This window comes from Neptuniibacter pectenicola, from assembly GCF_001597735.1.
Taxonomy (GTDB): Bacteria; Pseudomonadota; Gammaproteobacteria; order Pseudomonadales; family Balneatricaceae; genus Neptuniibacter; species Neptuniibacter pectenicola.
Genome location: NZ_LUTS01000002.1, coordinates 405,184 through 430,854, shown reverse-complemented (window position 1 = coordinate 430,854; position 25,671 = coordinate 405,184). Strand labels below are relative to the sequence as shown.

Here is a 25,671-nt window from a genome sequence, read left to right as displayed (position 1 = left end):
ATCCCTGATAGCTCAGTTGGTAGAGCAGTAGACTGTTAATCTATTGGTCGCTGGTTCGAGTCCAGCTCAGGGAGCCATCTGAAAAGATGAACGTCGGAGTGTAGCGCAGCTTGGTAGCGCATCTGGTTTGGGACCAGAGGGTCGTAGGTTCGAATCCTATCACTCCGACCACTTTTCTCTTTTGGCTTTACTGCATAGCAGTTATGTCGGAGTGTAGCGCAGCTTGGTAGCGCATCTGGTTTGGGACCAGAGGGTCGTAGGTTCGAATCCTATCACTCCGACCACTTTTCTCTTTTGGCTTTACTGCATAGCAGTTATGTCGGAGTGTAGCGCAGCTTGGTAGCGCATCTGGTTTGGGACCAGAGGGTCGTAGGTTCGAATCCTATCACTCCGACCACTTTTCTCTTTTGGCTTTACTGCATAGCAGTTATGTCGGAGTGTAGCGCAGCTTGGTAGCGCATCTGGTTTGGGACCAGAGGGTCGTAGGTTCGAATCCTATCACTCCGACCACTTTTCTCTTTTGGCTTTACTGCATAGCAGTTATGTCGGAGTGTAGCGCAGCTTGGTAGCGCATCTGGTTTGGGACCAGAGGGTCGTAGGTTCGAATCCTATCACTCCGACCACTTCTCTTTTTCTACTTATCCTTTTATTTTTCATTCGATAACCAAATGCTTTGATAGGGTGCTATCTCAACAGTCGCATGAAGATCATCGAAAACATTTCCACTTAATAGATCTGACCACTGATGGGTACTAATCAAATTAAGATCGGATAAAAGCAAAACCGCCGGCTTATCACTAATATTATTTAAGCAAAATATACTCTGACGTCGATTAAGACCTTGTCGCCAAAAACCAAAAATCTGCTCACCAAGATGAAGTGTGAATTGCGTCGCATTTGGGTGAAATGCAGACTGCCCCGTCCGAATAGAGATCAGCCGTTTCATGGCCGTAAAAACACGCCCGTAATGAGATTTATCATCACCCAATAACTCAACTAATGCATGGTAGTCCCAATGATGACGATTAATCGAGCGAAAGCTCCCTGTCATCGCTACTCGCTCATGATCATTAAGACTCCCCAATAAACTCTGAAAATAAACACCTGGAATACCCTCAAGCGCGAGCATAATGGTATGAGCGCATAGGAAACGCTCTACACCCAACACATCCTCCCCTTCGATAGTCCCTTTTAGGGCCTCGAACAGAGTGATATTTATCTCATAAGGCTTATTCACACCATTATCTAAAGCACGCCATGAGATATGCCCACCAAACGCCTGCATAGTCTCCGTTAACTTTTCAACCTCATCATCAGGCAGAATACCTTCAACGGGCCGTAACCCTATACCATCGTGAGAGGCAATAAAGTTAAAATAAGCCGTACCATCTTGGGCAGGGGGCATACTCATCATCCACTGTTTTAAATAGAAGCTCTGGCCCGTTAGCAGTGCATGTAACAGCAGCGGTGGAAGTGAAAAGTTATAAACACAATGGGCTTCGTTAGCATTACCAAAATAGGAAAGATTCTCCCGACTAGGGATATTTGTTTCCGTAATAATCATAGCGGTCGGGCAAGCAAACTCAATCAAGACACGTAACAAACGCACTATCTCATGGGTTTGCTCCAAATTTAAGCAGCTCGAACCTACCTCTTTCCACAAAAATGCAACCGCATCTAAACGAAAAATATTGACGCCATTATCAAGATAAAAACGCACAACTTTAACAAACTCTTTTAGTACATCCGTATTTCTAAAATCGAAATCCACTTGGTCATGACTAAAGGTACACCAAACATGCTTAACCCCCTTCGCAGTCTCAACCTCTCTTAACAACGGCGTTGTACGTGGGCGCACAACCTGAGATAGGTCATCATCAGGGTTAGCAACATAAAAGTAATCGTGCCCCACACCCTCCCCTTTAATAAAGTTTTGAAACCAACCACTTTCACTCGAGCAGTGATTAATAACCACATCCGACATTAAACGAAACTCTGACGCGAGTTTTTTTATATCACCCCACTCACCCACCGACGCCCGCACTTTGTAATAATCACTAACCGAGAAACCATCATCCGAACTATAAGGAAAGAAAGGCAAAACATGCACACCATTAATCACCCCCTCACACTGCTCATGAAGAAATTGGTGCAGGGTCGTTAACGCTCTTTTTCCTGGTTGATGCAATGAGTCACCATAAGTGATCATAATCACATCAGCTTCATTCCAGTCATTTTTATGGGAGAGAGGTATAGTGCCCACCTGCTGCAAACGCATAATCTCAACCAGCTCAGACGCCAACCCCAACAACGCCTCATCACGCTCTTCGGCATAGATAACCTGTAGATGATTTAGGACCTGAAAGCCTAATTGCTCGCTAGCCGAACTGCTCGTTCTACTGCTCATATCGATAACATCCCTATTTAAAGAAACTAGCTAAGCGCATCCGCCATAAATTCGTTATGGTCCAATTCAACCGCCTCGACTAGACGATCAAACACCTCCGGCATCGCACTACTTACCCGGCTCCAGCTTGGTATAAACGGCGTATCCATGGCATTACTTAAAAACTGCTCGCCCGCTGTCATAATGTTGCGAGAAAACATCTCAACCGCCTGCTCCTCCCCATGAATATCAAGCTGCAAACCGTTCATCACTGCATCATTGTGATAGGTTTCAATAAAATCTAACGCTATACGAAAATACGTAGCTTTAATGGTACGAAAGGTTTCGCTATTAAAAGTATGCCCTTGGGTAGCAAGCTTTCTAAATAGCGCTTTCGTAATATCTATAGACATCTTTGATAGGCCCGCATTTTTATCATTCAGCGATAAGTTTTGGTGCTTATGATCATACTGATCAGCAATATCGACCTGACAAAGGCGGTTATTTGAATAGTTACGGTGCATCTCCGATAGCACACCGATCTCCAACCCCCAATCACTCGGGATTCTAATGTCACTCAACACATCGCGACGGAAGGAAAACTCACCCGCAAGGGGGTAACGAAAACTATCCATATATTGTAGGTATTCAATCTCACCAAATACCTTTTTTAATGCACGCAGTAATGGCGTCACTAATAACCGACATACGCGGCCATTAATCTGACCATCAGCGACACGCGCATAGAACCCTTTACAAAATTCATAGTTAAACTGAGGGTTAGCAACAGGGTAGATTAACCGCGCCAACATCTCGCGATTGTATGTTGTAATGTCACAATCATGGAGCGCGACCGACTCAGCACGCCCAGACGCCAACACATACCCCATGCAGTACCATACGTTCCGCCCCTTCCCCAGCTCTTTAGGTGCTAGCTTTAACGCTTGCAGCTCTGCATCTAAGGCTTTTAACCGTGGCCCATCATTCCAAAGCACTCGATGATGCTGAGGCAGCCTTTTGAAAAAACGCTGCGCAAAACGAAATTGATGCTCATCAGCCCGATCTAGCCCTATAACAATTTCAGAGAGATAAGGCACTTTACAAAGTTCATCAATAATATGATCCAACGCAGGCCCTTCAAGCTCCGAAAATAGCGAAGGCAAAATAAGCGCCATCGGTCTTTTTTTACTAAAGCGAACTAACTCAGCCTCAACATCATCAATAGGTCTATTCGACAGGTTATGTAGTGTAGTAATAATTCCATTCTGATAAAAATCAGCCATATTAACCCCTTAACTTATTTCGTAAATCGTCAATTACATCTGCACTGTCGTCGTTCACACCCAAAAATCGACACACCCCCTCAGCCCAGCCCACAGGACCGTACTGAGTGGTGTAATACACATTTGGATGGTTTATCTCAGGAAAGTCATGCGCTGGAGAGCGAATAACCAATGCACAATCAGCCACGTGCAACATATCTATATCGTTATAACTATCGCCTGCAGCAATCGTTAGTACTGATGGGTCTGCCCAATGCTTAACATATTGATCACACAACCATTGAAACGCCTGCCCCTTATTGCAGCCCCCAGTTACATGGAGAAAGCGCCCCCCTTGCAAAACGGTCGCCCCAGCCTTCCTAAGTCTTTGAACAAAAATAGATTTACGCGCTTCAGTTCCACGCCACATCACCGGCTCACTGTACTCCCTCCGATTCGCTAGCTGCGCACGTTCTTCAGACAAGCCTGTCAGCTGAACGATTCCATCAATGCCCAGCGAAGTAAACGTATCAAACTCACCCACGAACGCCTCCGATACTTCGGATAACACACCCAACCAAAAGTCCCGCGGCTTTGAAAACGCATAACAATCATATCCATCAAGCGATTCACAACCGGGTGGATTAAATGGAAAGTAACCTTGAGGAATAAAAATGGCGGCACCATTTTCCACAATAAAGGGATGCCTATTGTCTAAATCGGAACTCAAAAGCATCAACTCAGCCCGCGTTTTACTGGTCACAGGAATAACGGGAACACCCTCTTCTCTAAAGAGGGTCAGTAGCGGCTTGGCAGCCTCAAAACTGTAACTAAAATGATCCAGCAATGAGCCATCAAGGTCAGTAAAGATCAGAACCTTTGCAAACATCCATCCTCCCTTTTCGAAAACGTGCACCAGAATCAACCACTCATTCATAGCGCACCAATAGAGTGCAAATCCGACATAGAAACGCTAAAACATAGGCTTAATAGTAGAGTCCTTGCACAAAGCATACCGATTCAAAAACGAAGCAGCGGCAACGCCTAGCCCTAAACATTCAAAACCAGAGAGAGGAACAGATATAGAGGAAACAACAGAGGGGAATTTAACGAAATAAAAGGGCGCCAAAATCATCTCATTTAACGCCCAGGCAAGCTAGTGAAGCTTACACATACTTTTCTTTATAAAACGCTTCTAGCACTTTAATTAAGGAATCGACATCTTGCACGCCCGCCAATTCACGAATGGAGTGCATCGCAAACTGTGGCACGCCGATATCAAGTGTTTTCACACCTAGCTCAGCGGCAGTAATCGGCCCGATAGTACTACCGCACCCCATGTCACTACGCACAACGAAAGATTGAACCGGCACACCCACCTGCTGCGCGAGATCTTTAAATAAACCACTTGTCTCACTATTTGAGGCGTAACGCTGGTTCGCATTAATTTTAATAACAGGTCCCGCATTCAATAGAGGGCCGTGGTTCGCATCATGCTTATCAGAAAAGTTAGGATGAACACCATGCGCATTATCCGCTGAGATCAACATAGAGCGATTGAGCATTCTCACTCGATCTTCAACAGCAGGCACTAAGCGTTCAATAACCTGACTTAACATCGGCCCCTGGGCACCAGCTGCGCTCATACTACCGACCTCTTCATGGTCGTTACACACCAATAAGACCCCTTCATCGGAATCGGCATTAAGCAATGCGTTTAGCCCCATAAAGCAACTTAATAAATTATCCAAACGCGCCGATGCGATAAACTCATCAGCAAGCCCAACGATGGAAGGCTCTTGGGTGTCATATAATGAGATTTCATAATCTAAAATCTCAGCAACATCAGCGACACCTTCTTTTATTAATTGCTGAGATAAAATCGACTTAAAATCGCCAGCATGCGCCCCTTGGGCCAAAATTACTGGCAGATGGGTCTGAGCGTTGATCGTACGACTCGTATTCGCATCACGATCTAAGTGAATCGCTAAGCTAGGCAGTACGGCAACCGGCTTCTGAAAATTAACCAACGCCTGCTTGCGCCTACGATCAACATCTAAGTAACTCACTCGTCCCGCCATCGAGAGATCTCGGTCAAACCATGGGTTTAGTAGTACACCCCCATACACTTCGACCCCTAACTGCTGATAGTCATGCTTATGAAGCTCGGGCTGAGGTTTTACTTTTAAACAAGGAGAATCCGTATGCGCCCCGACCATTCGAAAACCGGACTCAATGACACTTTTAGCCTTAGGCAGGCACCAAGCAATAATAGAGGAGCCATTACGCACGGTGTAATAGCGCCCCCCTTCACTCAGGGCCCAACTATCAGCTTCATCAAGATATTGATAGCCCGCTACATCCAAACGCTTAGCCATCGCCTTAACGGCATGATAAGGCGTAGGTGAGGATTGCAAAAAAGCTTTAAGATCCACTAATAACTCAGACATAATTTTCTTTTAATTCCTACTTATTCTGCCGCTTTAAAATCGATCAACTCAATCTTAAAAATCAAGGTCGAGTTAGCTGGTATATCATCAGAGGGGCTGGTTGCGCCATACGCAAGCTTAGGCGGGACAAACAAGATCCACTGGCTGCCTTTTTTCATCATCCTAACACCCTCAGTCCACCCTCTAATCACACGATTTAATGGAAAATCAGAGGGTTCACCTCGCTGGTAAGAGCTATCAAATATATGACCATCAACACGGGTACCTTCATAATGCACAGTAACAATATCCGTCACTGATGGACTTGGCCCTTTACCTTCAACAAGGACTTTATACTGCAAACCGCTTTGTGTCGTAACAACGCCGTCTTGTAACCCGTTTGCTTGCAGAAAAGCAGCCCCCTCTTTACTTACATCATCATTAAGTGCTTTATCGATCAATGTCTGCCTAAATTGTTTTTCTTCAGCATCCTCTCCGCAGCCAAATAACAGCGCGGAGACCATCACTAAGCTCGCAAACCTAACAACAAATTTCATTTTTTATTCCAATATAGCCAGAGATTATGAGGTAATAGATTTTACATCACTCTTCAGCATGTCTACACTCAACTGACGTAAGTTTGGGAACTAATCTTTCCTAAACAGGGTCATAACTGAATCCAGAGCTTAAAAAGTTAAGAAATACATTATGCATAGACCGCTACTTAATACACTTTTCATCGCAGCCTTTTCGCTTTTAGTACCGATTACAGCCAATGCGCTTGTAACGCCACTGGAATCAGAACCTGTACACAAACAAACGCTATTAGAGATCAACGAATCCTTAAAGCTGGGTCACTACAACCGTATCCCTATTGATGACACGCTTTCAAATCAGATCTTTGATCAGTATCTAAAAGACTTAGATCCATCACGTAGCTATTTTTATAAAAGCGACATTGAAGCGTTTGAAAAGTACCGCTTTACGCTGGATGACAGTATCAAAAAAGGGGATCTAGATGATGCATACTTTATCTACAACCGTTTTCAAGAGCGGCTTGAAGATCGCTTAAAGTTTACCATTAGTGAGCTCGAAGACGGCAAAGTATTCGATTTCAATGCAGAAGAGATGCTGAATACCGATCGAGAAGAAGCCCCTTGGATCACCTCTGAGAAAGAGATGAATGCACTATGGGATCGCCGTTTAAAAAGCGCTCTACTCAATCTAAAATTCGCGGATAAGTCTGACGAAGAAGCGAGAGAAGTGTTAATCAAGCGTTATAACAATCAATTAAAACGCTCCCTACAGGTCAACAGCGAAGATGTATTCCAAACCTTTGCTAACGCCTTTACCAAACAGTATGACCCGCACACTCAGTACTTTTCACCCCGAAAATCAGAAAACTTTAAAATCAACATGAGCCTCTCATTAGAGGGTATTGGTGCGGTCTTAAAGAGTGAAAACGAATTTACACAAATAGTACGTCTTGTGCCTGCCGGTCCAGCAGACAAAACAGGTCAGCTTAAAGCAACCGATAGAATCATCGGTGTAGGCCAAGGTACTGACGGCGAAATTGAAGATGTTATAGGCTGGCGTCTAGATGATGTTGTACAACTGATTCGCGGCCCTAAAGATACTACCGTGCGTTTAGAGATCAAAAGCTCTGATCAAGAAGAAAGAGCCCCTAAGATCGTAAAAATCGTGCGTAATAAAGTAAAACTTGAAGAGCAGTCTGCACAAAAACGCATTATAGAGGTCAACCATTTAGGTCGCGACTTTAAGCTTGGGGTAATAGAGATCCCCGCCTTCTATATCGACTTTGCAGCACTCCAACGTGGCGATGAAGATTACAAAAGCACCTCTCGCGACGTAGAAAAATTGATCAATGAGCTAAAAGAAGAGGATATTGAGGGCTTAATTATTGATCTTAGAAATAATGGTGGCGGCTCACTCAGAGAAGCCAACGATACGGTAGGCCTATTTATTAAACATGGTCCTACCGTTCAAGTTAAAGACTCCTCAGGTCGGGTAGAAGTCCTTCGCGATCGGGACTCAAAAGTTGCTTACACTGGCCCTATCGCCGTTATGGTAAACCGCTTATCCGCCTCTGCATCTGAAATTTTCGCGGGTGCAATCCAAGATTATCAGCGCGGCATTATCATCGGCGGCCAAACATTTGGTAAGGGCACCGTACAAACACTACTGCCGTTAAATCATGGTCAACTTAAATTGACCCATGCAAAGTTTTATCGAATCTCAGGTGAAAGTACTCAGAATAAAGGGGTTATGCCTGATATAGATTACCCGACACTATACGACCCTGAAATTATTGGCGAAAGCGCGCTAGAGAACGCCCTAACATGGGATAAAGTTCGCTCAGCACCCCACGGTAACTACCCAAGCGTAAAAGCATTTTTGGGCCAGATTGAACAGCGCCATCAATCACGCACAGCTGAAGACCCTGATTTCGTATTTATGCGTAAACAGGTCAAACGATTAGAGGAAGTGCGTAAAGAAGGCAGCCTAATTCCGTTACAAGAAACCGCTCTCAAACAGGAACGGGATAGCGCCGAAGCATGGCAGCTTGAAGCAGAAAACACCCGCCGTGCACAAAAAGGCCTTCCGCCGATTGAGAAACTATCGGACCTTGATGAAGAGCAGAAAAAAGATAGCCAAGGACGTCCGATCAACCCAGAGTCAGAAGCGATGCTTGTTGAAAGCGGCCGCATTCTTTTAGATGCTGTATTGATGCAGTTACAATACTCGTCAGCTAAAGCGGAACAAAACTAATCGATTGTGGGTTGGGCCATTTGGTAATTCAGGTGTGTTAAGCCTCTTATAAAAGGATGTTGGATGAGTACCAAAAAGAACATCGTCTTATTGATTGCTATTCCTGTTATCTTAATCGCCTTAGGTGGCGGCGGTTTTGTTATGTATAACCAGATGCAGGGGCAGCATGCAGAAAACTTAAAAGACCTTGAAAAATTTGGTTTTACCGTCCTCCCAAGCAACACTCACTCTGAATCGGTTGGGGAGCTTGGCGCCAAGCAACTCCCCTCCACGTTTCATGAAAGCAAAGCAACCCCTACCCAAAAAGTGATCAAGGGGTTGATGGACGATAATGAGCAACTCATCGAAGAGCAGCGAGAACTACGCGCCGAAATAGAGACGCTCAAAGCAGAGATAGCCTCTCTAGAAAACTACAAATCCTTAAATGAACACTTTGCACCACTGTCGCTGGCAGAAGAGATCACCGCGGTCGAAAGGCAGTTAAAAAAGTTATTACTTGATATGCCCGACGCTCGACGCTTCTCCAATCTAAAGGTAGAAGCGATGTCTGCGGCAGCCGGTCACGAATATAAAAAGTTTATCGGTGCTAAAAGCTTAATATTGTCCACAAGCGAACGCGAAGCCCTGGTCCGAGACTACCTGCCTGAATTTGCATTTTGTGTAGGTGATGGCATCGACATTGCCGCCAACTCCCCCCGTGAAGAACGTCTAATTACGACTTTTTTTCGCCAACAGGACAGTTCGATCCTACCGAATAATCTAAGAAGTGATTTAGATACAGTCGTCAAACCCTGTCAAACAGCCCTTTATGAACGCCTCAGTAACTACGACAAACCCATTTAAGCGTTAAATTCTGGATATAAAAGCACCTATTCGCAGTAAAGCCTATGTCAAGCCTATGGTTTTACTGTATAATACGCGCTCAAATTCTATCGATTTGGGTGCTACACCGGTCAAAACACCCTTTTTGAACTACTTAAAACTGACCCTGTAAAACCGGTATTACAGGCTGAAGTGCTACAGTCCCATTAAATTATAAAAATGGTATGTGGCCCTTACATATAGGACATTTTCAATGAGCGAAAGCTTTGCTGATCTGTTTGAAGAATCCCTTCAATCACTAGACATGACTCCTGGCAAATTAGTAATTGGTGAAGTTGTTGATATCGACAGCGACTGGGTTACTGTTCATGCCGGCCTTAAATCTGAAGCAATCATCCCGCGTTCACAGTTCCTTAACGATGCAAACGAACTTGAAATCAAAATCGGTGACGACGTTAAAGTTGCACTAGAAGCGGTTGAAGATGGCTTTGGTGAAACACGTCTGTCTCGTGAAAAAGCTAAACGCGCTGAAGCTTGGGAAGTTCTGCAGACTAAATTTGAAGCTGAAGAAACTGTTAAAGGTTACATCAGCGGCAAAGTTAAAGGCGGCTTTACTGTTAGCATCAACAACATCCAAGGCTTCTTACCGGGTTCTTTGGTAGATGTACGTCCAGTTCGTGACGTTGATCACCTAGAAGGTAAAGAACTTGAATTTAAACTGATCAAACTAGACCCTAAGCGTAACAACATTGTTGTTTCTCGCCGTGCGGTTCTACAGGAAGCTAACAGCGCTCAACGCGATGAGTTGCTAGCTGTTCTGGAAGAAGGTCAGGAAGTTAAAGGTTTCGTTAAGAACCTAACTAACTACGGTGCTTTCATCGATCTAGGCGGTGTTGACGGCCTACTTCACATTACAGACATGGCTTGGAAACGTATTTCCCACCCATCTGAAATGTTGAACCCAGGTGACGAGATCACTGTTAAGATCATCAAATTCGACAAAGAATCTGGTCGTATTTCTCTTGGTCTTAAGCAACTATCTATGGACCCATGGGCGCTTATCAAAGAGCGTTACCCATCCGGTGCTAAGTGCCAGGCACGTATCACTAACCTTACTGATTACGGTTGCTTCGCATCTATCGAAGACGGCGTAGAAGGTCTAGTACACGTTTCTGAAATGTCTTGGACTAACAAAAACATCCACCCATCAAAAGTTGTAAACATTGGTGATGAAGTGGAAGTTATGATCCTTGACGTAGATGAAGAACGTCGTCGTATCTCTCTTGGTATCAAGCAGTGTACTGCTAATCCTTGGGTTACTTTCGCTGAGCAGTTCGCTGCTAACGATAAAGTAACTGGCACAATCAAAACTATCACTGATTTTGGTATTTTTGTTGGCCTACAGGACGAGCTTGACGGTCTAGTTCACATGTCTGACATCACATGGGAAGCTGATGCTGAAGCAGCACTACGCCAGTTCAAGAAAGGCGAAGAAGTTGAAGCGGTTATCCTTTCTATCGATGCAGAGAAAGAGCGTATCTCTCTTGGTATCAAACAGCTTGAAAGCGACCCATTCGCTGAATACGCTGCAGCAAACGACAAAGGCACTATCGTAAACGGTAAAGTTATCTCCGTAGACGCTAAAGCTGCTGTAATCGAACTTGCTGAAGGCATCGAAGGTACGTTGAAAGTATCTGAGATCTCTGTTGACCGTATCGAAGATGCATCTACAGTACTTAACGTTGGTGACGACGTTGAAGCTAAGATCATCACTATGGATCGTCGTAACCGCGTAATCAACCTGTCTATCAAAGCGAAAGAACAGGCTGAAGAAAAAGCAGCGATCTCTGCTGTACGCAACGCTGAAGTTGAAGTATCAGGTCCAACCACTATTGGTGACTTGATCAAAGCACAGCTAGACAACCAGAAGTAATAAACTCTCAAGCCATTTAGTGGCTAGAATAAAAACCGTAGACAGGTGACTGTTTGCGGTTTTTTTTTGCTTTTTTTTCTAAACACATCAACACTTCCCCTGCTCCTGTTTTTCACAGCATCGAGCCTTCATTGGCGCAAGGTATGATTCTTGCTTGATAATAAATATAGCTATATTTTTGATTTCACTTCATTTTTCAATGGCATAACAAGGTACTAAGCACGTAAAGTAAGCAATGACGTAAACCCAAGGAAAGAATGCATGCTGAATAATATGTGGCTGATTGTCTCTGCACTATTGGTGTTTCTAATGCAGGCTGGTTTTTTATGCCTAGAAAGCGGTAAAACGCGTAGTAAAAACAGCATCAACGTTGCTGCAAAAAACATCACTGACTTTATTCTTTCAACCACCATTTTTTGGATCGCTGGGTTTGGGCTAATGTTTGGCCACAGCTATCTAGGGATAATCGGCACGGACAGCTTCCTCTTTGGCAATAACAACTCCGCCTATGAGATCTGCTTCTTTATCTTCCAAATGATGTTTTGCAGTACCGCCGCAACGCTCACTTCTGGTGCGGTCGCCGAGCGGATGAGCTTTATTGGGTATATCTTTGCAACCGCCATTCTCAGCATTGCCATCTACCCTATTACGGGTCATTGGGCATGGGCCAATCTCTACAGCGAAACACAAGAAGGCTGGCTACAACTCCTTGGCTTTGTCGACTTTGCCGGCTCAACCGTTGTGCACTCCGTTGGCGGCTGGGTTGCCTTAGCCTGCGTGATCATCATTGGCCCCCGTTTAGGCCGCTATGACGGAAAAACAAAATTCCCATCGGGGAGCAATCTTCCCATGGCAACCATGGGTACACTCTTAATTTGGTTTGGTTGGTTTGGTTTCAACGGCGGCAGTGTCTTAGAAATGAATGACCAAGTCCCAAAGATCATTCTTAATACCTGCTTATCCGGCATCTGGGGCGGATTCATTGCATCATCCCTTCACTACATTGATAAACGTTTTATTGATGTGAGCTATATTCTCAATGGCATTATTGCAGGGCTTGTCGGCATTACCGCATCCTGCTTCGCTGTTGAGCCATTATCCGCTGCATTTATAGGCATGATATCTGGCGCTATTGTTTACTACGGTACGCTCTGGCTAGAAAAGGTCAAAATAGATGATGCGCTTGCCGTTATTCCCGCCCACCTAATGGCTGGCGTCTGGGGCACGCTAGCCGTAGCTTTCTTCGCTGATTACTCCATACTCAATACGGGTTTGACCTTCACCGAACAGCTGAGCGCACAGATTTACGGCATTGCCTCCATCGGTCTCTACAGTTTTTGTGTGAGTTATTTTTTACTCAGACTGGTTAATCGTTTTATCCCGCTACGCGTATCTGCCAACGATGAAAAGCAGGGACTAAATATTGCCGAACATCGTGCATCAACCGAGCTTATTGATCTATTAGGCGATATGGAACAACAGCAAAACCTCGGTAACTTCACCTCACCCGTTAAGGAAGAACCTTTTACTGAGGTGGGACAAATCGCGAAAAAATACAACCAAGTTATCACCCGCATCAATCAAGAGATGTCGCAAAAAGACTTTGCGATTGACCAATACCAAGCCAGTGAACAGCGGAAAAGCGCCATTCTTGACTCCTCAATGGACTGCATTATATCGATCGACTGGGAAGGCAAGATTATTGAGTTTAACCCCTCCGCAGAGCGCACACTGGGGTGTCTAAAAAGACAAGTGGAAGGGAAAAGCTTTACCCAGTTTTTTGTACTAGATGAAGATAGAGAATCCGTTGAATACAGCCTTCGTCATTTTTTCAGCTCAGCAAACGGGCTGGTTCTAAACAGACGCAACACAATACAGCTTCAACGGATCTCAGCACATGCCTTCCCTGCCGAAGTAACGATAACCAGTACTCGTTTAAAAGATGATGCCCGCACAGAGTTTACACTGCATATACGCGATGTTACGCGCGAACAGAAACTGCAATCACGGCTGAAATTTCTTGCCTATCAAGACCCGCTAACGAGTCTATCTAACCGTACGTTTATGATGAAGTCGTTGTCTGAAGCCATCAATATGGCAAAACTAGACGGCGAAACCGTTGCGCTCTTCTTCCTCGATCTTGATAAGTTCAAAAAGATTAATGATACCCTCGGGCACAAAGCCGGTGACGAGCTGTTATGTGAAGTCGCTAGACGATTGACGGAAGTAGCCCGCGAAGATGACCTTATCGCACGTTGGGGAGGCGATGAGTTTGTGGTCGTCCTTAAAGGTAAAATCAATGACAGTGTGATCAGCAAAAAAGCGCAAGGTATTTTAGAAATAATGCGCAAGCCGGTAGAGATCAGTCAGAAGCAGTTCAATATTCCAACCAGCATCGGCATCTCACTCTCAGCCTTTGGACAGACCGAAGCCGATCACCTTATCCAAGAAGCGGATATAGCGATGTATGCAGCAAAAGAGGGCGGCCGAGATAATTACAAAATATTCCAACCGTACATGGCGGAAAATGTCACTAAATCCGCCACCTATGAGCGGCTGATTAAAATAGGACTCGCAAAACAACAGTTTCACTTAGTCTATCAACCTAAAGTGTTCCGCAGTAAAGATAATGTTATTGCACTGGAAGCTCTCATCCGGTGGGATCACCCCCAACAGGGCATTATTCCACCGTCCGAATTTATTCCAATCGCTGAAGAAAGTAATCTCATTATTCAGCTCGGCGAGATGGTTATTAACCAAGCCCTCACCCAGATCCGGGAATGGATTGATCAAGACCTTACGCCGGTACCCGTTGCGGTAAATGTATCCGGCAAGCACCTGATATCCGACGAACTTGTCCCCTTTATCAAACAGCAGCTTGTGCTTTTCTCGATTCCCGGTTCATTATTAGAAATAGAGATCACTGAAGGGGTATTAATAGAAGATATAGAAAGCTGTATTAATGTACTTGAGAAACTTAAAGCGCTGGATATCAGTATATCCATTGATGATTTTGGTACAGGCTACTCCTCACTCAACTACTTAAAACGGCTCCCTTTAGATATCCTAAAAATAGATCAGTCCTTTGTTGAAGAGTGTCATCGCAAAGATGAAGATACTGAAATATGCGCCACGATTATCAATTTAGCTAAAAACCTGAATTTAAATACCATCGCTGAAGGGGTCGAAACAGAAGGCCAGCTGAATACATTGCTCCAGCTAGGTTGTGAGGTTTTCCAAGGATATTACTTTTACAAACCCTTAGCCGCCAACAAGATATCCGCACTTCTCACCCTGACTAATCCAACGGACAGGGATGAGAACCCGCGACTTAACTAACCTATTCCAGTACGTAATCGATGAAATCCTCTTCATCGATTTCGTTATCTTTGACTTCATACCAACTTAAAACGGACGCACCCGATTCTATAACGGTTTTTTGCTCACCACTGATAAGCGGGTGCCAGTCTGGCAAGTCTTTGCCCTCATGCACTAATCGATAAGCACAGGTTGGAGGTAGCCAATGAAAAGAGTCTACGTCTTCAGGTCGAAGTTTGACGCAAGCAGGAACCAGCGAGCAACGTTCCTCATACTTAGTACAGCGGCAGGTTTCAAAATCAAGCAGGTGACAAACAACCGAGGTATAAAAAACCTCCTGAGTCTCTTCATCCTCTAGCTTATGCAAACAGCACAATGCACAGCCATCACATAAAGACTCCCACTCAACCGAGTTCATCTCGTCTAAACGCTTACTCCGCCAAAAAACTTCCTGAGCAGCCACTTAACGCACACCGCTTTCAGGACGATCTTTGTGCAGATCCAGCATATAATCATCTTTTGGTGGCGGCATCTGTAGGTAGTAGCCCTTCTCTTCCAAGCCCGCCACAACTTTATCAACATCAACACGCGCCAGCTTGCGCTTCGCGGTTAATGGAATATCCATCACCAATTTAGCGGCGCCGAACATCTCAAGTAGTGCTTCCGGCACTTTACTCAACTTATCTCGCTTATCAACATAGAGATACATTTCATCTTTACGAGAACTTAAGTAAACAGAACAAATTTTCATTAGGAAAACACCTTTATCTTTAAGTTGAACATCGTAAACGCTCAATCACTTCAAGCTCGTCCAACAATGCTGCACCAATCAATTGCTGACGCCAGTCTGACATTTGAGGAGGGAGTTTATATTCCCCTTCATCAACCCCTGATCGAACCAGCGCTTCTAACTCTTTCCGCCGTAACAAAATCTCCGGCGCAAGATCATTCTCTTCAGCCGCTCGACGCGCAATGGCTTTCAATTTTTTTAGATGCTTATTCCAAAAATAGTGTAGCGGTTTTGGAATAGGCTCAGGTGGGTTCGCTTGCGCGCTATCCGCCCCCGCCCGCAGAAAACCAAGAATAGTTTCACCATCACTTCGCAAGATATGTTTTCTAATCTCATGCAGGCGCGATAGATCACCTAAATTCCTCGGCCACGCCTCAACAATTTGCAGCAGCACTTGGTTTTTTAAGATCCGATTACGTGGCACATCTCTATCCCGTGCAACCTGTTCACGCCAAGCGGTCAGATCTCGCAAAGCGGCAAGCTTATGGGTAGGACAGCGCCACATCTGCGTGAAACGGCGATAGTAATCATAGCCCTCAACGTCATCAATCAAGGCGTTATCAAGCATGGTCTGATTCTCTTGCTCAGCCCAATAATAGGTACCCCGTTCGCTCAACGCCTGCTTTTGCATCTCATAGATCGCAGGTAAATAAGCCACATCTAACGCCGCATAATGCTCTTGGCTTTTTGTTAGTGGGCGTTTAAGCCAATCCGATGTCGTTTCGTGCTTCTCCATCTGTACACCGAGCTTCTGCTCAAGCATACGTTGCAGCCCCATAGAGAAGCCCCAATTAAGTAGTGCGCCCCCTATCTGCGTATCAAATACAGGGGTCGGCAACACGCCCATCACCTTCAAAAACAGCTCTAGATCCTCTGTTGCCGCATGCATCAGCTTAATAACAGCCTCATCCTTAAACAGGGCGGCCAAGGCACTAAAGTCCGATATATCTAAAGGATCAATAAGGTAACACTGACGTTCATCCGCAACCTGTATTAACCCGGCAATAGGATAAAACGTTTCAACACGAATAAACTCCGTATCAAGAGCGATCAACGGTAAGGTTCGCCAGTGGTCACAATATCGACTCAGATCGGCTTCCGACCTAATCCATACAGGCGTCTCTGCTGAAGACTCTAACGTTTTCCAATTGTAATCTGACAACTTTTAAATCCTCAAAGCAGTGAACGTCTGCCTGCCATCGCGTGTGCTAATGTGCCACCATCAACAAACTCAAGCTCACCCCCAACCGGTACACCATGGGCAATACGCGTTACTTTTATACCAAGCTCTTTTACCTGAGCAGCAATAAAGTGTGCGGTAGCCTCACCTTCAACCGTTGGGTTAGTCGCTAAAATAATTTCATTTATTTCAGTGGCATGAATATAGTCTAGAAGTTTATCTATACCGAGATCTTCCGGCCCAATGCCATCAATAGGTGATAGATGACCCGAAAGCACAAAATACAATCCGTTATAACCGCCGGTTTGCTCAATGGCCAATACATCTACAGGCGACTCTAATACACAAAGAATCGACCGATCTCGGCTCTCAGACTTACATATCTCGCACAGCTCATGCTCGGATAATGTCCGGCATTGACGACAATGCCCTACCTCGGCAACCGCTTTTTGTAGAATTTCAGATAAAGCTAAAGCCCCTTCCGAATCCCTTTCTAACAGGTGAAAAGCCATACGCTGAGCAGATTTTGGACCGACACTCGGCAAGCAACGAAGCGCGGTGATCAACTGCTGAATAAGTGGACTAAACGACATAAGTTAAAACGGCATATTGAATCCAGGGGGCATACCCATACCACCTGTAACTTCAGCCATTTTCTCTTGAGTATGTGCTTCAATTTTACGCACTGCATCGTTCACAGCGGCAGCGACAAGATCTTCTAAAATCTCTTTATCTTCTTCCATTAGGCTGTCATCAATATTAATGCTTTTAACATCGTGACGACCATTCATAACGACTTTTACCAGACCCGCACCCGACTCACCGGTTTGCTCTGCAAGGGCAACCTGTTCTTGCGCTTTCTGTAGGTTCTCTTGCATCTTCTGGGCCTGCTTCATCAGGTTACCCATTCCACCTTTCATCATTACCATTTACCTCAAAATTAATCGATGGGCTGCACAGAGGAGAGTTCTATCTGTGCATCAAAATGTTGCTGTAACTGTTTTACCGTCTCATCATTACGAATTGACGTAATCGCTTCAGAATGCCGCTCTTCACGCTTTCTATTTAAATACTGCGCAGGCGTTTCTTGCGTTTGCGGCGCCTGTAAAAATTCGACACTCAACGGCAACGAAAAATAGGCATTCAGCGCATCACTGATCCGCTCTTGCTGTACTTCATTTAACATTGTCTTTTGATCTTTTGTGTAATGCAAAACGACCGCATCAGGCCTAATCTCTTCTAACGAGATATGCGTGGCCAAACTTTCGGTCATGCCGCTAAGCCCTAAGCTTCGCGCAATATGTACCCAATGGGGTAGCTGAATTGCATTTAAGTCACGCGGACATGACTCAATCTCGACATTACTTTTAGCCACATCCAATGATGTAAAATCAGTGGGGCTATCGGAAACCGCTTGCTGAACCGGTGAATGAATAGCGCCATCGCGCGCAACCTGCGAGTCTCCTTCATCGAGATCCCACGGAGGCACAACTTCCTGCGGTGCGACGTCATCTTCAAACTTTTTTGCTGGGCTTACCTCGCTCTGGGGCGGCTGGTAAGCCGGTTCATCATAATAAGCAGGCGGCTCTTGATGATAATCCCCGCTAGGCTGACTAGAGTGTGTCGCTTGAACATCTTCATACTGCGGCTCAGGCTCAACCGGCTGCGGAGGCGATACGGGCTCTGGTTGCTCTTTTAACACCGCTTCAGTGTGGCTCGCCTCTAATACTGAGGAACTCACATCACCCTTCGGCACAGGCAAAGCGCTATCCGGTTGCTTGACCTCTTCGTTAACAGGCGGAGTCGAAACAGCGGCACTCTCCGAGTTAAGCGCAACCGTTCGCGGTTTCGCTCCTGCAGGCCGGAATGCCAACATACGGAGCAGTACCATCTCCAACCCTTCTCGGGGATCAGGGACAAACGGCAAGTCTTTACGCCCCATCAAGGCAACTTGATAATAGAGCTGAATATCTTCAGCACTTAACGTACCAGCAAGCGCTTGCACTTGAATCATATCGCCCATGCTGTTATCCACAGCATCAGGGATAGTCTGCGCCAGCGCGATCCTATGTAACACGCTAAGCAAGTCACCTAGCACCGTATTGTAATCTGGCGAAAACTGAGCAAGATCGGTCACCGCGGCCATCAATGCTTTAGCATCACCCGCAGCCAGGCAATCCAGCATTTGGTAAACCAAACGCTGATCGATTGTCCCCAACATCGCACGCACATCGGCTTCATTGATAGCCCCCGCACCAAAGGCAATCGCTTGATCGGTCAAGCTCATCGCATCACGCATAGAGCCATCAGCTGAACGTGCTAATAACCACAGCGCCGGTTCTTCAAAGCTAATATTCTCTTCACCCAGTACATGGGAAAGGTGGCTAACGATGCGTTCAGGAATCAGGTTTTTAAGATTAAACTGCAAACAACGCGATAAAATAGTAATCGGAAGCTTTTGAGGATCGGTCGTCGCCAGTAAAAACTTCACATGAGGCGGTGGCTCTTCCAAAGTTTTCAATAACGCATTAAAAGAATGCGTTGAAAGCATATGCACTTCGTCAATGAGGTAAACTTTGTAACGGCCATGGGTCGGCGCATATTGTACGTTTTCCATCAACTCACGGGTGTCTTCTACCTTTGTCCGCGATGCCGCATCAACCTCAATCAGGTCGACAAAACGTCCTTCGGCAATCTCTTTGCACGCCGAACACTGACCGCAAGGGGTCGATGATACGCCCGTTTCACAGTTAAGTGATTTGGCAAATAAGCGCGCAATAGAGGTTTTACCTACACCTCGGGTCCCCGTAAATAGATAGGCATGGTGTAATCGGTCATCATCGAGAGCATTCACAAGTGCTTTAAGCACATGCTCCTGACCCACCATCTCTTGAAATCTCGCAGGACGCCACTTTCGCGCCAGAACCTGATAACTCATCGAATATATGCAGCTTATTGTTAAAAAAAACAGAGCTCTATGCTACCTTTTGCGCCCTTTTTTCGCCAGCGAAACCTTGCTTTTAACAACCGAGCTAGCTGCACCTCTTCTGATCGTATAATTCGTACCCAACTTCATCAATTTTCTGAAAAGTACGAACAGATGAAGGGATGCGTGGTACTCTAGGGGTTACTAAACTGAGTGTATTTCATATAAATTCCTATCAACACCCTCCGTCCTAGTAATCGCATCAATAATACGAACAGCATGGCACTACTCAGCAACCTATAAATACGTTAACCTTTTAGATTAATGTATGTATAAGTACCTTAATTTTTTAACTATCTCTTCAAACGTGCTTCGCAAGCACTAAACATTATGTTTAAAATTAAAGAGTGATCAAACTAGGCTTTATTTATGTTTAAAAAACGACCCTCTAAAGCAGAACTTAGAGATCAGCTCAATGCTGAGGTCAACCAGTATCTGCAAAAAGGTGGGGAAATTGAGCAGGTAGAAATGGGTGAATCTGGACTCGTTGATGGACGCTATAACCACCATAAAACGAGCTTCGACAATCCAGGTCCGACAGAACGCACCCCCGTTCATAATTTGCTTTCAACGATTGATTCACGCCGTAAAAATAAAGCGGCCACAACAACCCAAACAAAAGCAAAAGAACCGAAAAAAGCGCCACAAAAAAAAGTAATATACGATGATTTTGGCGATCCGATAAGAACCGTCTGGACCGAGGAGTAGCACAAGTTACTACCCTTAACAGCCCCTCGCCCATAGAACACGCCGTACAGTTCACCTCCCCCCCCATCGCTTCACCCCTTTATCCACAAGCCTAGACTATACTTTTAAGCTGAACGAGCACCCCTTAACTAAAATTGATGCGCATTCAAAACATATCCGTGAAATAATATACAGTTAATCCGCTCGATCATATCTGACTAAAATCTGTGAGTTTCCAAATGACCTCTATTACTATTACGCGCCCAGATGACTGGCACATTCACCTCAGAGATGGGGTACAACTTAAAGATACCGTTCGTGATGTAAGCCGCTATATGGGGCGAGCTATCATTATGCCAAACCTTGTGCCGCCAGCAACGAATACAGTAGAGGCTCTAGCATATCGTCAGCGTATTATGAACCAGAACCCACAAGGCGCATTTGAGCCATTGATGGTGCTCTATTTAACAGATAACACGGCGCCAGACGAGATAAGAAAAGCCAAAGCAACCGGTCAGATTGTCGCGGCAAAACTATACCCTGCAGGAGTAACAACCAATTCAGATTCCGGTGTAACTTCGGTCAAAAATATCTACCCTGCGCTTGAAGCTATGCAGGATGTCGGTATGCCATTACTACTGCATGGCGAAGTTACAGATGCATCTATTGATATTTTTGACCGTGAAAAAGCCTTTATCGACGCGGTCCTTAAGGATGTCGTTAACGATTTTCCTAATTTAAAAATTGTGCTTGAGCACATCACAACCAAAGATGCAGCCGACTTTGTGGCCTCCGCTGGAGCGAATGTAGCTGCAACCATCACAGCCCACCACCTACTGTTCAATCGCAATCACATGCTGGCTGGAGGTATACGTCCCCACTATTACTGCCTACCTATATTAAAAAGAAACATTCATCAGGACGCGTTAATTAAAGCAGCGACCTCTGGCAGTAATAAATTCTTTTTAGGGACCGATTCTGCTCCACACATGAAGCACGCCAAAGAAGCCGCATGCGGCTGCGCAGGCTCCTACACCGCTCATGCGGCTATTGAGTTGTATGCAGAGGTGTTTGACGAGGCTAATGCACTCGATAAGTTAGAAGCCTTTGCTAGCTTTAATGGACCGGATTTTTATGCCCTACCCCGTAATAGCGACACGATTACTTTAATCAAAGAAAGCTGGGATGTACCGGCTAGCTATCCACTAGGCGAGGATCAGGTTGTTCCCATTCGCGCAGGCGAACAGATCAATTGGCGAGTAAAGTAACACGATCCGAAAAGGCTGCAGATGCAGCCTTTTTTAACACCTCAACATCTTACGATATGCTTGTAACGCAGGGTGTGCCGGATTAGCTACTTGAGCCCCCATCCGCTCATAGTGCTCAATATTAAGGGCCAAATACTCCCGATGCACGGGGTTAGTCAGGTCCCACATATCACCAACACTACTTATCTTGCGCTCACTGCCGGTTGATACATAGATCAACTCGTAGAAGTGGCGACCATCTTTCACTATCGCCTCATCAACCAAACCCAACCCTAGCTGATTCAGCTCGGTACGTAATTTATACAGCTGGCGTATAGGGCATAATAAAAAATCTAACGACTGATGTTTATTATTCCGCAGCAACTGGGTCACCATTTCAACCATTAAATCACCGCCAACACCCGCAATAATCATAAGGTGGCGCTGACGTTTATCAGGCAAGATTAAGGTTTTAAGATCTACACAATGGGTTTGCCAACGATCAGGAGGCAACGCGGTACCGGTCAATAGCTGATCAACCTGCGCAACCAATAACGGAACAACATCAACAAAATGAATAACCGAGTCAGGGTAAGTTTCCAACAACTGGTACCCCAAATAACCATGGTCACAACAACAATCCCAAATATGAGGGTAAGGTGCGCCAACCATCGCCACAAGCGCCTCTAAACGAGCTGATAATTTCAAAAGATCCCTTACAATATAAGATTACAGATTGAGCCATCATTAACACAACAACCCACACACACTACGCAGCCCATACCCAGCACCACGTAGTCTTCAGTTAGACAGGTCACCAAATATCGCTTTGGTCTCCATAAACTCGTCTACACCATAGCGCCCCCATTCTCGCCCATTACCTGATTGCTTATACCCCCCAAAAGGAGCCCGCATATCAGTCGCCGCATCATTCAAATGCACCGTACCTGTACGCAATCGCGCGGCCACACGTTTTGCTCGCTGCACATCAGCGGAGCATACGCCACCGGATAATCCGTAGATACTGCTGTTCGCGATCGCTATTGCCTCCTCTTCTGTTTTATAAGCCATAATGGAGACCACCGGACCAAAAATTTCCTCCTGCGCAATAGTCATTGCTGGTGTCACATGGGCAAAAACAGTCGGCCTAACAAAGCATCCTTTTTCAAGTCCAGCCGGACGCCCAAGCCCACCGGTCACTAATAGCGCTCCCTGATCTATTCCCTGCTGAATAAATGCTTGCACACGCTCCCACTGCTGAAAAGACGCAACGGGCCCCATCTGTGTTTTATCGCTCATAGGGTCGCCCACCCTAATAGATTCCGCCGCCGCTTTTGCGATCTCTATGGTGTCCGCTAAACGGTGCTCCGGTACCACTATTTTCGTCCGCGCATTACAGGATTGACCGGTATTACTCATGACCGCTTTCACACTACGCGTTATCACCGTAGAAAAGTCCACATCATCAAGGATGATATTGGCTGACTTTCCACCAAGCTCAAGGGAGACTCGTTTCACGTTTTCTGCAGCCGCAATTGAAACCTGCTTACCCGCACGGGTTGAGCCCGTAAAAGAGATCATATCCACAAGGGGGTGGGCGCTTAAGGCCGCTCCGACCAGCGCTCCTGTACCATTGATTAAGTTAAAAACCCCCGCGGGTACACCCGCATCCTCTAAAATTTGCGCAAAGATATAAGCGGTTCTTGGCGCCAATTCACTTGGTTTTAGCACCATCGTGCACCCGGCTGCCAACGCTGGGGCTACCTTGCATGCCATTTGATTGAGCGGCCAATTCCAAGGTGTGATCATGCCACACACACCTACCGGTTCTTTCACGATCGTTGTTGTCCCCAACCTCTCGGTAAAATCATTCTCCTTCAAAACAATAAGCGCAACAGTCAAATGCTCTAGACCGGCCATCACTTGTGCCCGACGGGAGAAGACGATAGGCGCACCCATCTCTTCCGTAGTAGCAAGGGCTAGCTCCTCAATCCTTGCCTGATACTGTTCAATAATGCGTTCAAGAAGAGCCATTCGATACGGCTTATCCGTTTGACTAAAGTGCTCAAATGCAGCTGACGCCGCTTGCACTGCACAATCAACATCAACAGGACTGCCGACACTAAGGCGCGACACCACTTGCTCGGTGGCAGGGTTTAGTACATCCAATCGCTCCTGCCCATTCGGCTCGACCCATTGCCCATTAATATAAAACTTGTTTAAGTCATGCATAACCATAGAAAGCCTATTCATCAAGCGATAGAGACCTCACTGCCCAATTTAAAAAAACAGCGTTTGACTCAGGTTGGGATTAATAATTTAAACGATCTTGCAAAAACAAAAAAGCCGCTATAACAGCGGCTTCAAGATAGACAGATAAAACGTAGGGGCTACATACCGACAATCGCAGCCAGCAGACCAATAAGCCCACCAAAAACACCACCCCAGACAACTAACCAACCGAGATGCTCTTTAATCATGCGCTGAACAATCTCTTTAACCAGCTGCGGCGTCAGCTCATCTAAACGCTGCTGAACGATTAATTCAACCTTAGTGCGCATTTCAGCCATCACATTGGGGCTTTCCAACTCATCACGCAGCATCGCAATAAAGTGTTCATCACGCGTCATCTCCTCAATAGAGGATTTCATTTTATCAATAAAGGGCTGACGTAGAGGCTGTAGAACGTCTGTTCCTCCGACCATAGCTAACATACTACCAAAGGAAGACGCTTGGATAACTTCAATTAAGGAGTCAAATGTAGGGGAGAAATCGATTTTTTCGATAACCGGTGCAAGATGAAGATCAGGTTGTTTTCCATTCTCGGCACCTAAAAAACGTTCGATATTTTCTTCTGTAAAAAACTGATCCATCAATAGCGCTTTGATCCCCAGTTTAAAATCTTCAAAATGGGCGGGAATCACACCAGAGCCATATAAGCCTGGTACTTTCTCAAACAACATATGAACCGCTAACCAATTTGTTAACGCACCCGAAAGCGCAAATAAACCAATGGTTAGTAACACATTATCATCCACAAGAAAGCCTGTTAAAAAGGCAAGTGCAGCCAATAAATTAGTTAACAAACTCTTATTCATAAATGGTAGCTCCAAAAACAACCGACAACGCATTGAAAGCCGCATAAAAAACGACAACACGACTCAGGTATATAGAGGCAGATTAGATAAAATACAAGTGCTTAGTTGAAATTGATAACTAGGAGGTATGAATACAACAATCTGTATTTAAGGTTGTTGACGATATTGAATAATTAAATCGATAACATCGTGATCGCTAGCTACTGCTTCTAGGGATTCGTTTAACGTCCGGCGCTGGGGTAAAGCAATATTAAACTTATTACGTAATAATTGCTTAACTTCAAGGTCTGAAGCAGGATCGATAGGCTGTCCTGCAAAAACATTAATGCGTTCTAGAACAAAAGATTTATCCATCAAATCTAGTTTCTCTCATATACAGATATACTTAGTTAACAATCGCACGAAACTGACTAGATACTTGTTCGGTAGGATAGTTTCGTAGCAAAAAGTGACTCATGGCCTCAGCAGGCATTAATCCTGTTACAGGCTTCCAAGTTTTTCGTTTTGATTGGGATGCCGTCACGATCAATTCGTAACACGCCCATTGATCATAATGTATACCTGAAAATTTAGATACACATAGATTTTCACTGAGATTTTCCAGCAAAGTATAAACTCCTATTTATGCTTAAATAGGACCTACTTATCAGCTAATTAATAAATCAACTAAAAACTACAATAAACAACTAAAGGTAAAGAGCAGAAATAAATATTGCTATAAAACAGAAAGGAATTTGTAGACA

Annotated in this window: 21 protein-coding genes and 6 tRNA genes; 12 read left to right on the top strand and 15 right to left on the bottom strand. The window is 45.1% G+C overall.

The window, feature by feature from the left end:
- Position 1 precedes the first annotated feature (1 nt).
- The 6 genes from A3773_RS04560 to A3773_RS04535 all read left to right on the top strand — a co-directional run bounded on the left by A3773_RS04560 (position 2) and on the right by A3773_RS04535 (position 623).
- A tRNA-Asn gene (locus A3773_RS04560) sits at positions 2-77 on the top strand.
- A gap of 17 nt (positions 78-94) precedes the next feature.
- Positions 95-171 (top strand) — tRNA-Pro (locus A3773_RS04555).
- Between the two features lie 36 nt (positions 172-207).
- Positions 208-284, top strand: a tRNA-Pro gene (locus A3773_RS04550).
- A 36-nt stretch (positions 285-320) separates the two neighbouring features.
- Positions 321-397 (top strand) — tRNA-Pro (locus A3773_RS04545).
- Positions 398-433: 36 nt separating this feature from the next.
- A tRNA-Pro gene (locus tag A3773_RS04540) sits at positions 434-510 on the top strand.
- Positions 511-546: 36 nt separating this feature from the next.
- A tRNA-Pro gene (locus A3773_RS04535) sits at positions 547-623 on the top strand.
- Between the two features lie 23 nt (positions 624-646).
- Here the strand turns inward: A3773_RS04535 and A3773_RS04530 are convergent.
- The 5 genes from A3773_RS04530 to bamJ all read right to left on the bottom strand — a co-directional run bounded on the left by A3773_RS04530 (position 647) and on the right by bamJ (position 6,634).
- Entirely contained in the window at positions 647-2,407 is a 1,761-nt protein-coding gene (locus tag A3773_RS04530) for a sugar phosphorylase (RefSeq protein ID WP_067983525.1), read from the bottom strand.
- A 26-nt stretch (positions 2,408-2,433) separates the two neighbouring features.
- Positions 2,434-3,669: a glycosyltransferase family protein gene (locus A3773_RS04525; RefSeq protein ID WP_067983523.1), complete on the bottom strand. Its 1,236-nt coding sequence runs from the start codon at positions 3,667-3,669 to the stop codon at positions 2,434-2,436.
- Position 3,670: 1 nt separating this feature from the next.
- On the bottom strand, positions 3,671-4,537 hold the full coding sequence (locus tag A3773_RS04520; protein WP_067983521.1) for an HAD-IIB family hydrolase: 867 nt from the start codon (positions 4,535-4,537) through the stop codon (positions 3,671-3,673).
- Positions 4,538-4,814: 277 nt separating this feature from the next.
- Entirely contained in the window at positions 4,815-6,098 is a 1,284-nt protein-coding gene (locus A3773_RS04515; protein ID WP_067983519.1) for a M18 family aminopeptidase, read from the bottom strand.
- A gap of 20 nt (positions 6,099-6,118) precedes the next feature.
- Positions 6,119-6,634 (bottom strand): BamJ family beta-barrel-assembly machinery protein, encoded by a 516-nt coding sequence (bamJ, locus tag A3773_RS04510; protein WP_067983516.1) that lies wholly within the window; start codon positions 6,632-6,634, stop codon positions 6,119-6,121.
- Positions 6,635-6,785: 151 nt separating this feature from the next.
- On the opposite strand from bamJ, the gene A3773_RS04505 reads away from it, so the two are divergent.
- The 4 genes from A3773_RS04505 (at position 6,786) to amt (ending at position 14,961) form a co-directional block, all read left to right on the top strand.
- Positions 6,786-8,867: a carboxy terminal-processing peptidase gene (locus tag A3773_RS04505; RefSeq protein ID WP_067983514.1), complete on the top strand. Its 2,082-nt coding sequence runs from the start codon at positions 6,786-6,788 to the stop codon at positions 8,865-8,867.
- A 63-nt stretch (positions 8,868-8,930) separates the two neighbouring features.
- Complete coding sequence (locus A3773_RS04500) at positions 8,931-9,710, top strand: nucleotide exchange factor GrpE (RefSeq protein ID WP_067983512.1); 780 nt, start codon at positions 8,931-8,933, stop codon at positions 9,708-9,710.
- A gap of 232 nt (positions 9,711-9,942) precedes the next feature.
- Positions 9,943-11,622 (top strand): 30S ribosomal protein S1, encoded by a 1,680-nt coding sequence (rpsA, locus tag A3773_RS04495; RefSeq protein WP_067983509.1) that lies wholly within the window; start codon positions 9,943-9,945, stop codon positions 11,620-11,622.
- A gap of 261 nt (positions 11,623-11,883) precedes the next feature.
- Positions 11,884-14,961 carry an ammonium transporter gene (amt, locus tag A3773_RS04490; protein WP_067983507.1) on the top strand — a complete coding sequence of 1,026 codons (3,078 nt, stop codon included), beginning with the start codon at positions 11,884-11,886 and terminating at the stop codon, positions 14,959-14,961.
- A 1-nt stretch (position 14,962) separates the two neighbouring features.
- Here amt and A3773_RS04485 read toward each other — a convergent pair whose 3' ends face one another.
- From A3773_RS04485 to dnaX, 6 genes are read right to left on the bottom strand one after another with little or no spacing between them, the layout of a single operon-like run.
- The gene (locus A3773_RS04485) at positions 14,963-15,403 is read right to left on the bottom strand and encodes a YcgN family cysteine cluster protein (RefSeq protein ID WP_075109478.1); all 441 of its coding nucleotides are present in this window, start codon (positions 15,401-15,403) and stop codon (positions 14,963-14,965) included.
- Complete coding sequence (locus A3773_RS04480) at positions 15,404-15,691, bottom strand: YcgL domain-containing protein (RefSeq protein WP_067983505.1); 288 nt, start codon at positions 15,689-15,691, stop codon at positions 15,404-15,406.
- 19 nt (positions 15,692-15,710) lie between these two features.
- Positions 15,711-16,892 carry a ribonuclease D gene (gene rnd / locus A3773_RS04475; protein ID WP_067983501.1) on the bottom strand — a complete coding sequence of 394 codons (1,182 nt, stop codon included), beginning with the start codon at positions 16,890-16,892 and terminating at the stop codon, positions 15,711-15,713.
- A gap of 11 nt (positions 16,893-16,903) precedes the next feature.
- Entirely contained in the window at positions 16,904-17,503 is a 600-nt protein-coding gene (gene recR, locus A3773_RS04470; RefSeq protein ID WP_067983499.1) for a recombination mediator RecR, read from the bottom strand.
- 3 nt (positions 17,504-17,506) lie between these two features.
- A complete protein-coding gene (locus A3773_RS04465) occupies positions 17,507-17,833 on the bottom strand; it encodes a YbaB/EbfC family nucleoid-associated protein (protein WP_067983496.1) in 327 nt (108 codons plus the stop codon).
- Between the two features lie 17 nt (positions 17,834-17,850).
- A complete protein-coding gene (gene dnaX, locus A3773_RS04460) occupies positions 17,851-19,848 on the bottom strand; it encodes a DNA polymerase III subunit gamma/tau (protein WP_067983494.1) in 1,998 nt (665 codons plus the stop codon).
- 417 nt (positions 19,849-20,265) lie between these two features.
- Here dnaX and A3773_RS04455 point away from each other — a divergent pair, with 417 nt between their 5' ends.
- On the top strand, positions 20,266-20,604 hold the full coding sequence (locus A3773_RS04455) for a hypothetical protein (protein WP_067983493.1): 339 nt from the start codon (positions 20,266-20,268) through the stop codon (positions 20,602-20,604).
- Between the two features lie 218 nt (positions 20,605-20,822).
- On the top strand, positions 20,823-21,851 hold the full coding sequence (gene pyrC / locus A3773_RS04450) for a dihydroorotase (protein WP_067983491.1): 1,029 nt from the start codon (positions 20,823-20,825) through the stop codon (positions 21,849-21,851).
- Between the two features lie 33 nt (positions 21,852-21,884).
- On the opposite strand, the gene A3773_RS04445 is transcribed toward pyrC, so the two are convergent.
- From A3773_RS04445 to A3773_RS04430, 4 genes are all read right to left on the bottom strand, one after another.
- Complete coding sequence (locus A3773_RS04445) at positions 21,885-22,538, bottom strand: tRNA (adenine(22)-N(1))-methyltransferase TrmK (protein ID WP_067983489.1); 654 nt, start codon at positions 22,536-22,538, stop codon at positions 21,885-21,887.
- Positions 22,539-22,631: 93 nt separating this feature from the next.
- Positions 22,632-24,083: an aldehyde dehydrogenase family protein gene (locus A3773_RS04440; protein WP_231902144.1), complete on the bottom strand. Its 1,452-nt coding sequence runs from the start codon at positions 24,081-24,083 to the stop codon at positions 22,632-22,634.
- Positions 24,084-24,220: 137 nt separating this feature from the next.
- Positions 24,221-24,928, bottom strand: a complete 708-nt coding sequence (locus A3773_RS04435; RefSeq protein WP_067983486.1) for a DUF445 domain-containing protein — start codon at positions 24,926-24,928, stop codon at positions 24,221-24,223.
- 147 nt (positions 24,929-25,075) lie between these two features.
- Positions 25,076-25,282, bottom strand: coding sequence for a hypothetical protein (locus A3773_RS04430; RefSeq protein WP_231902143.1), 207 nt, complete (start codon positions 25,280-25,282; stop codon positions 25,076-25,078).
- Between the last annotated feature and the right edge of the window lie 389 nt (positions 25,283-25,671).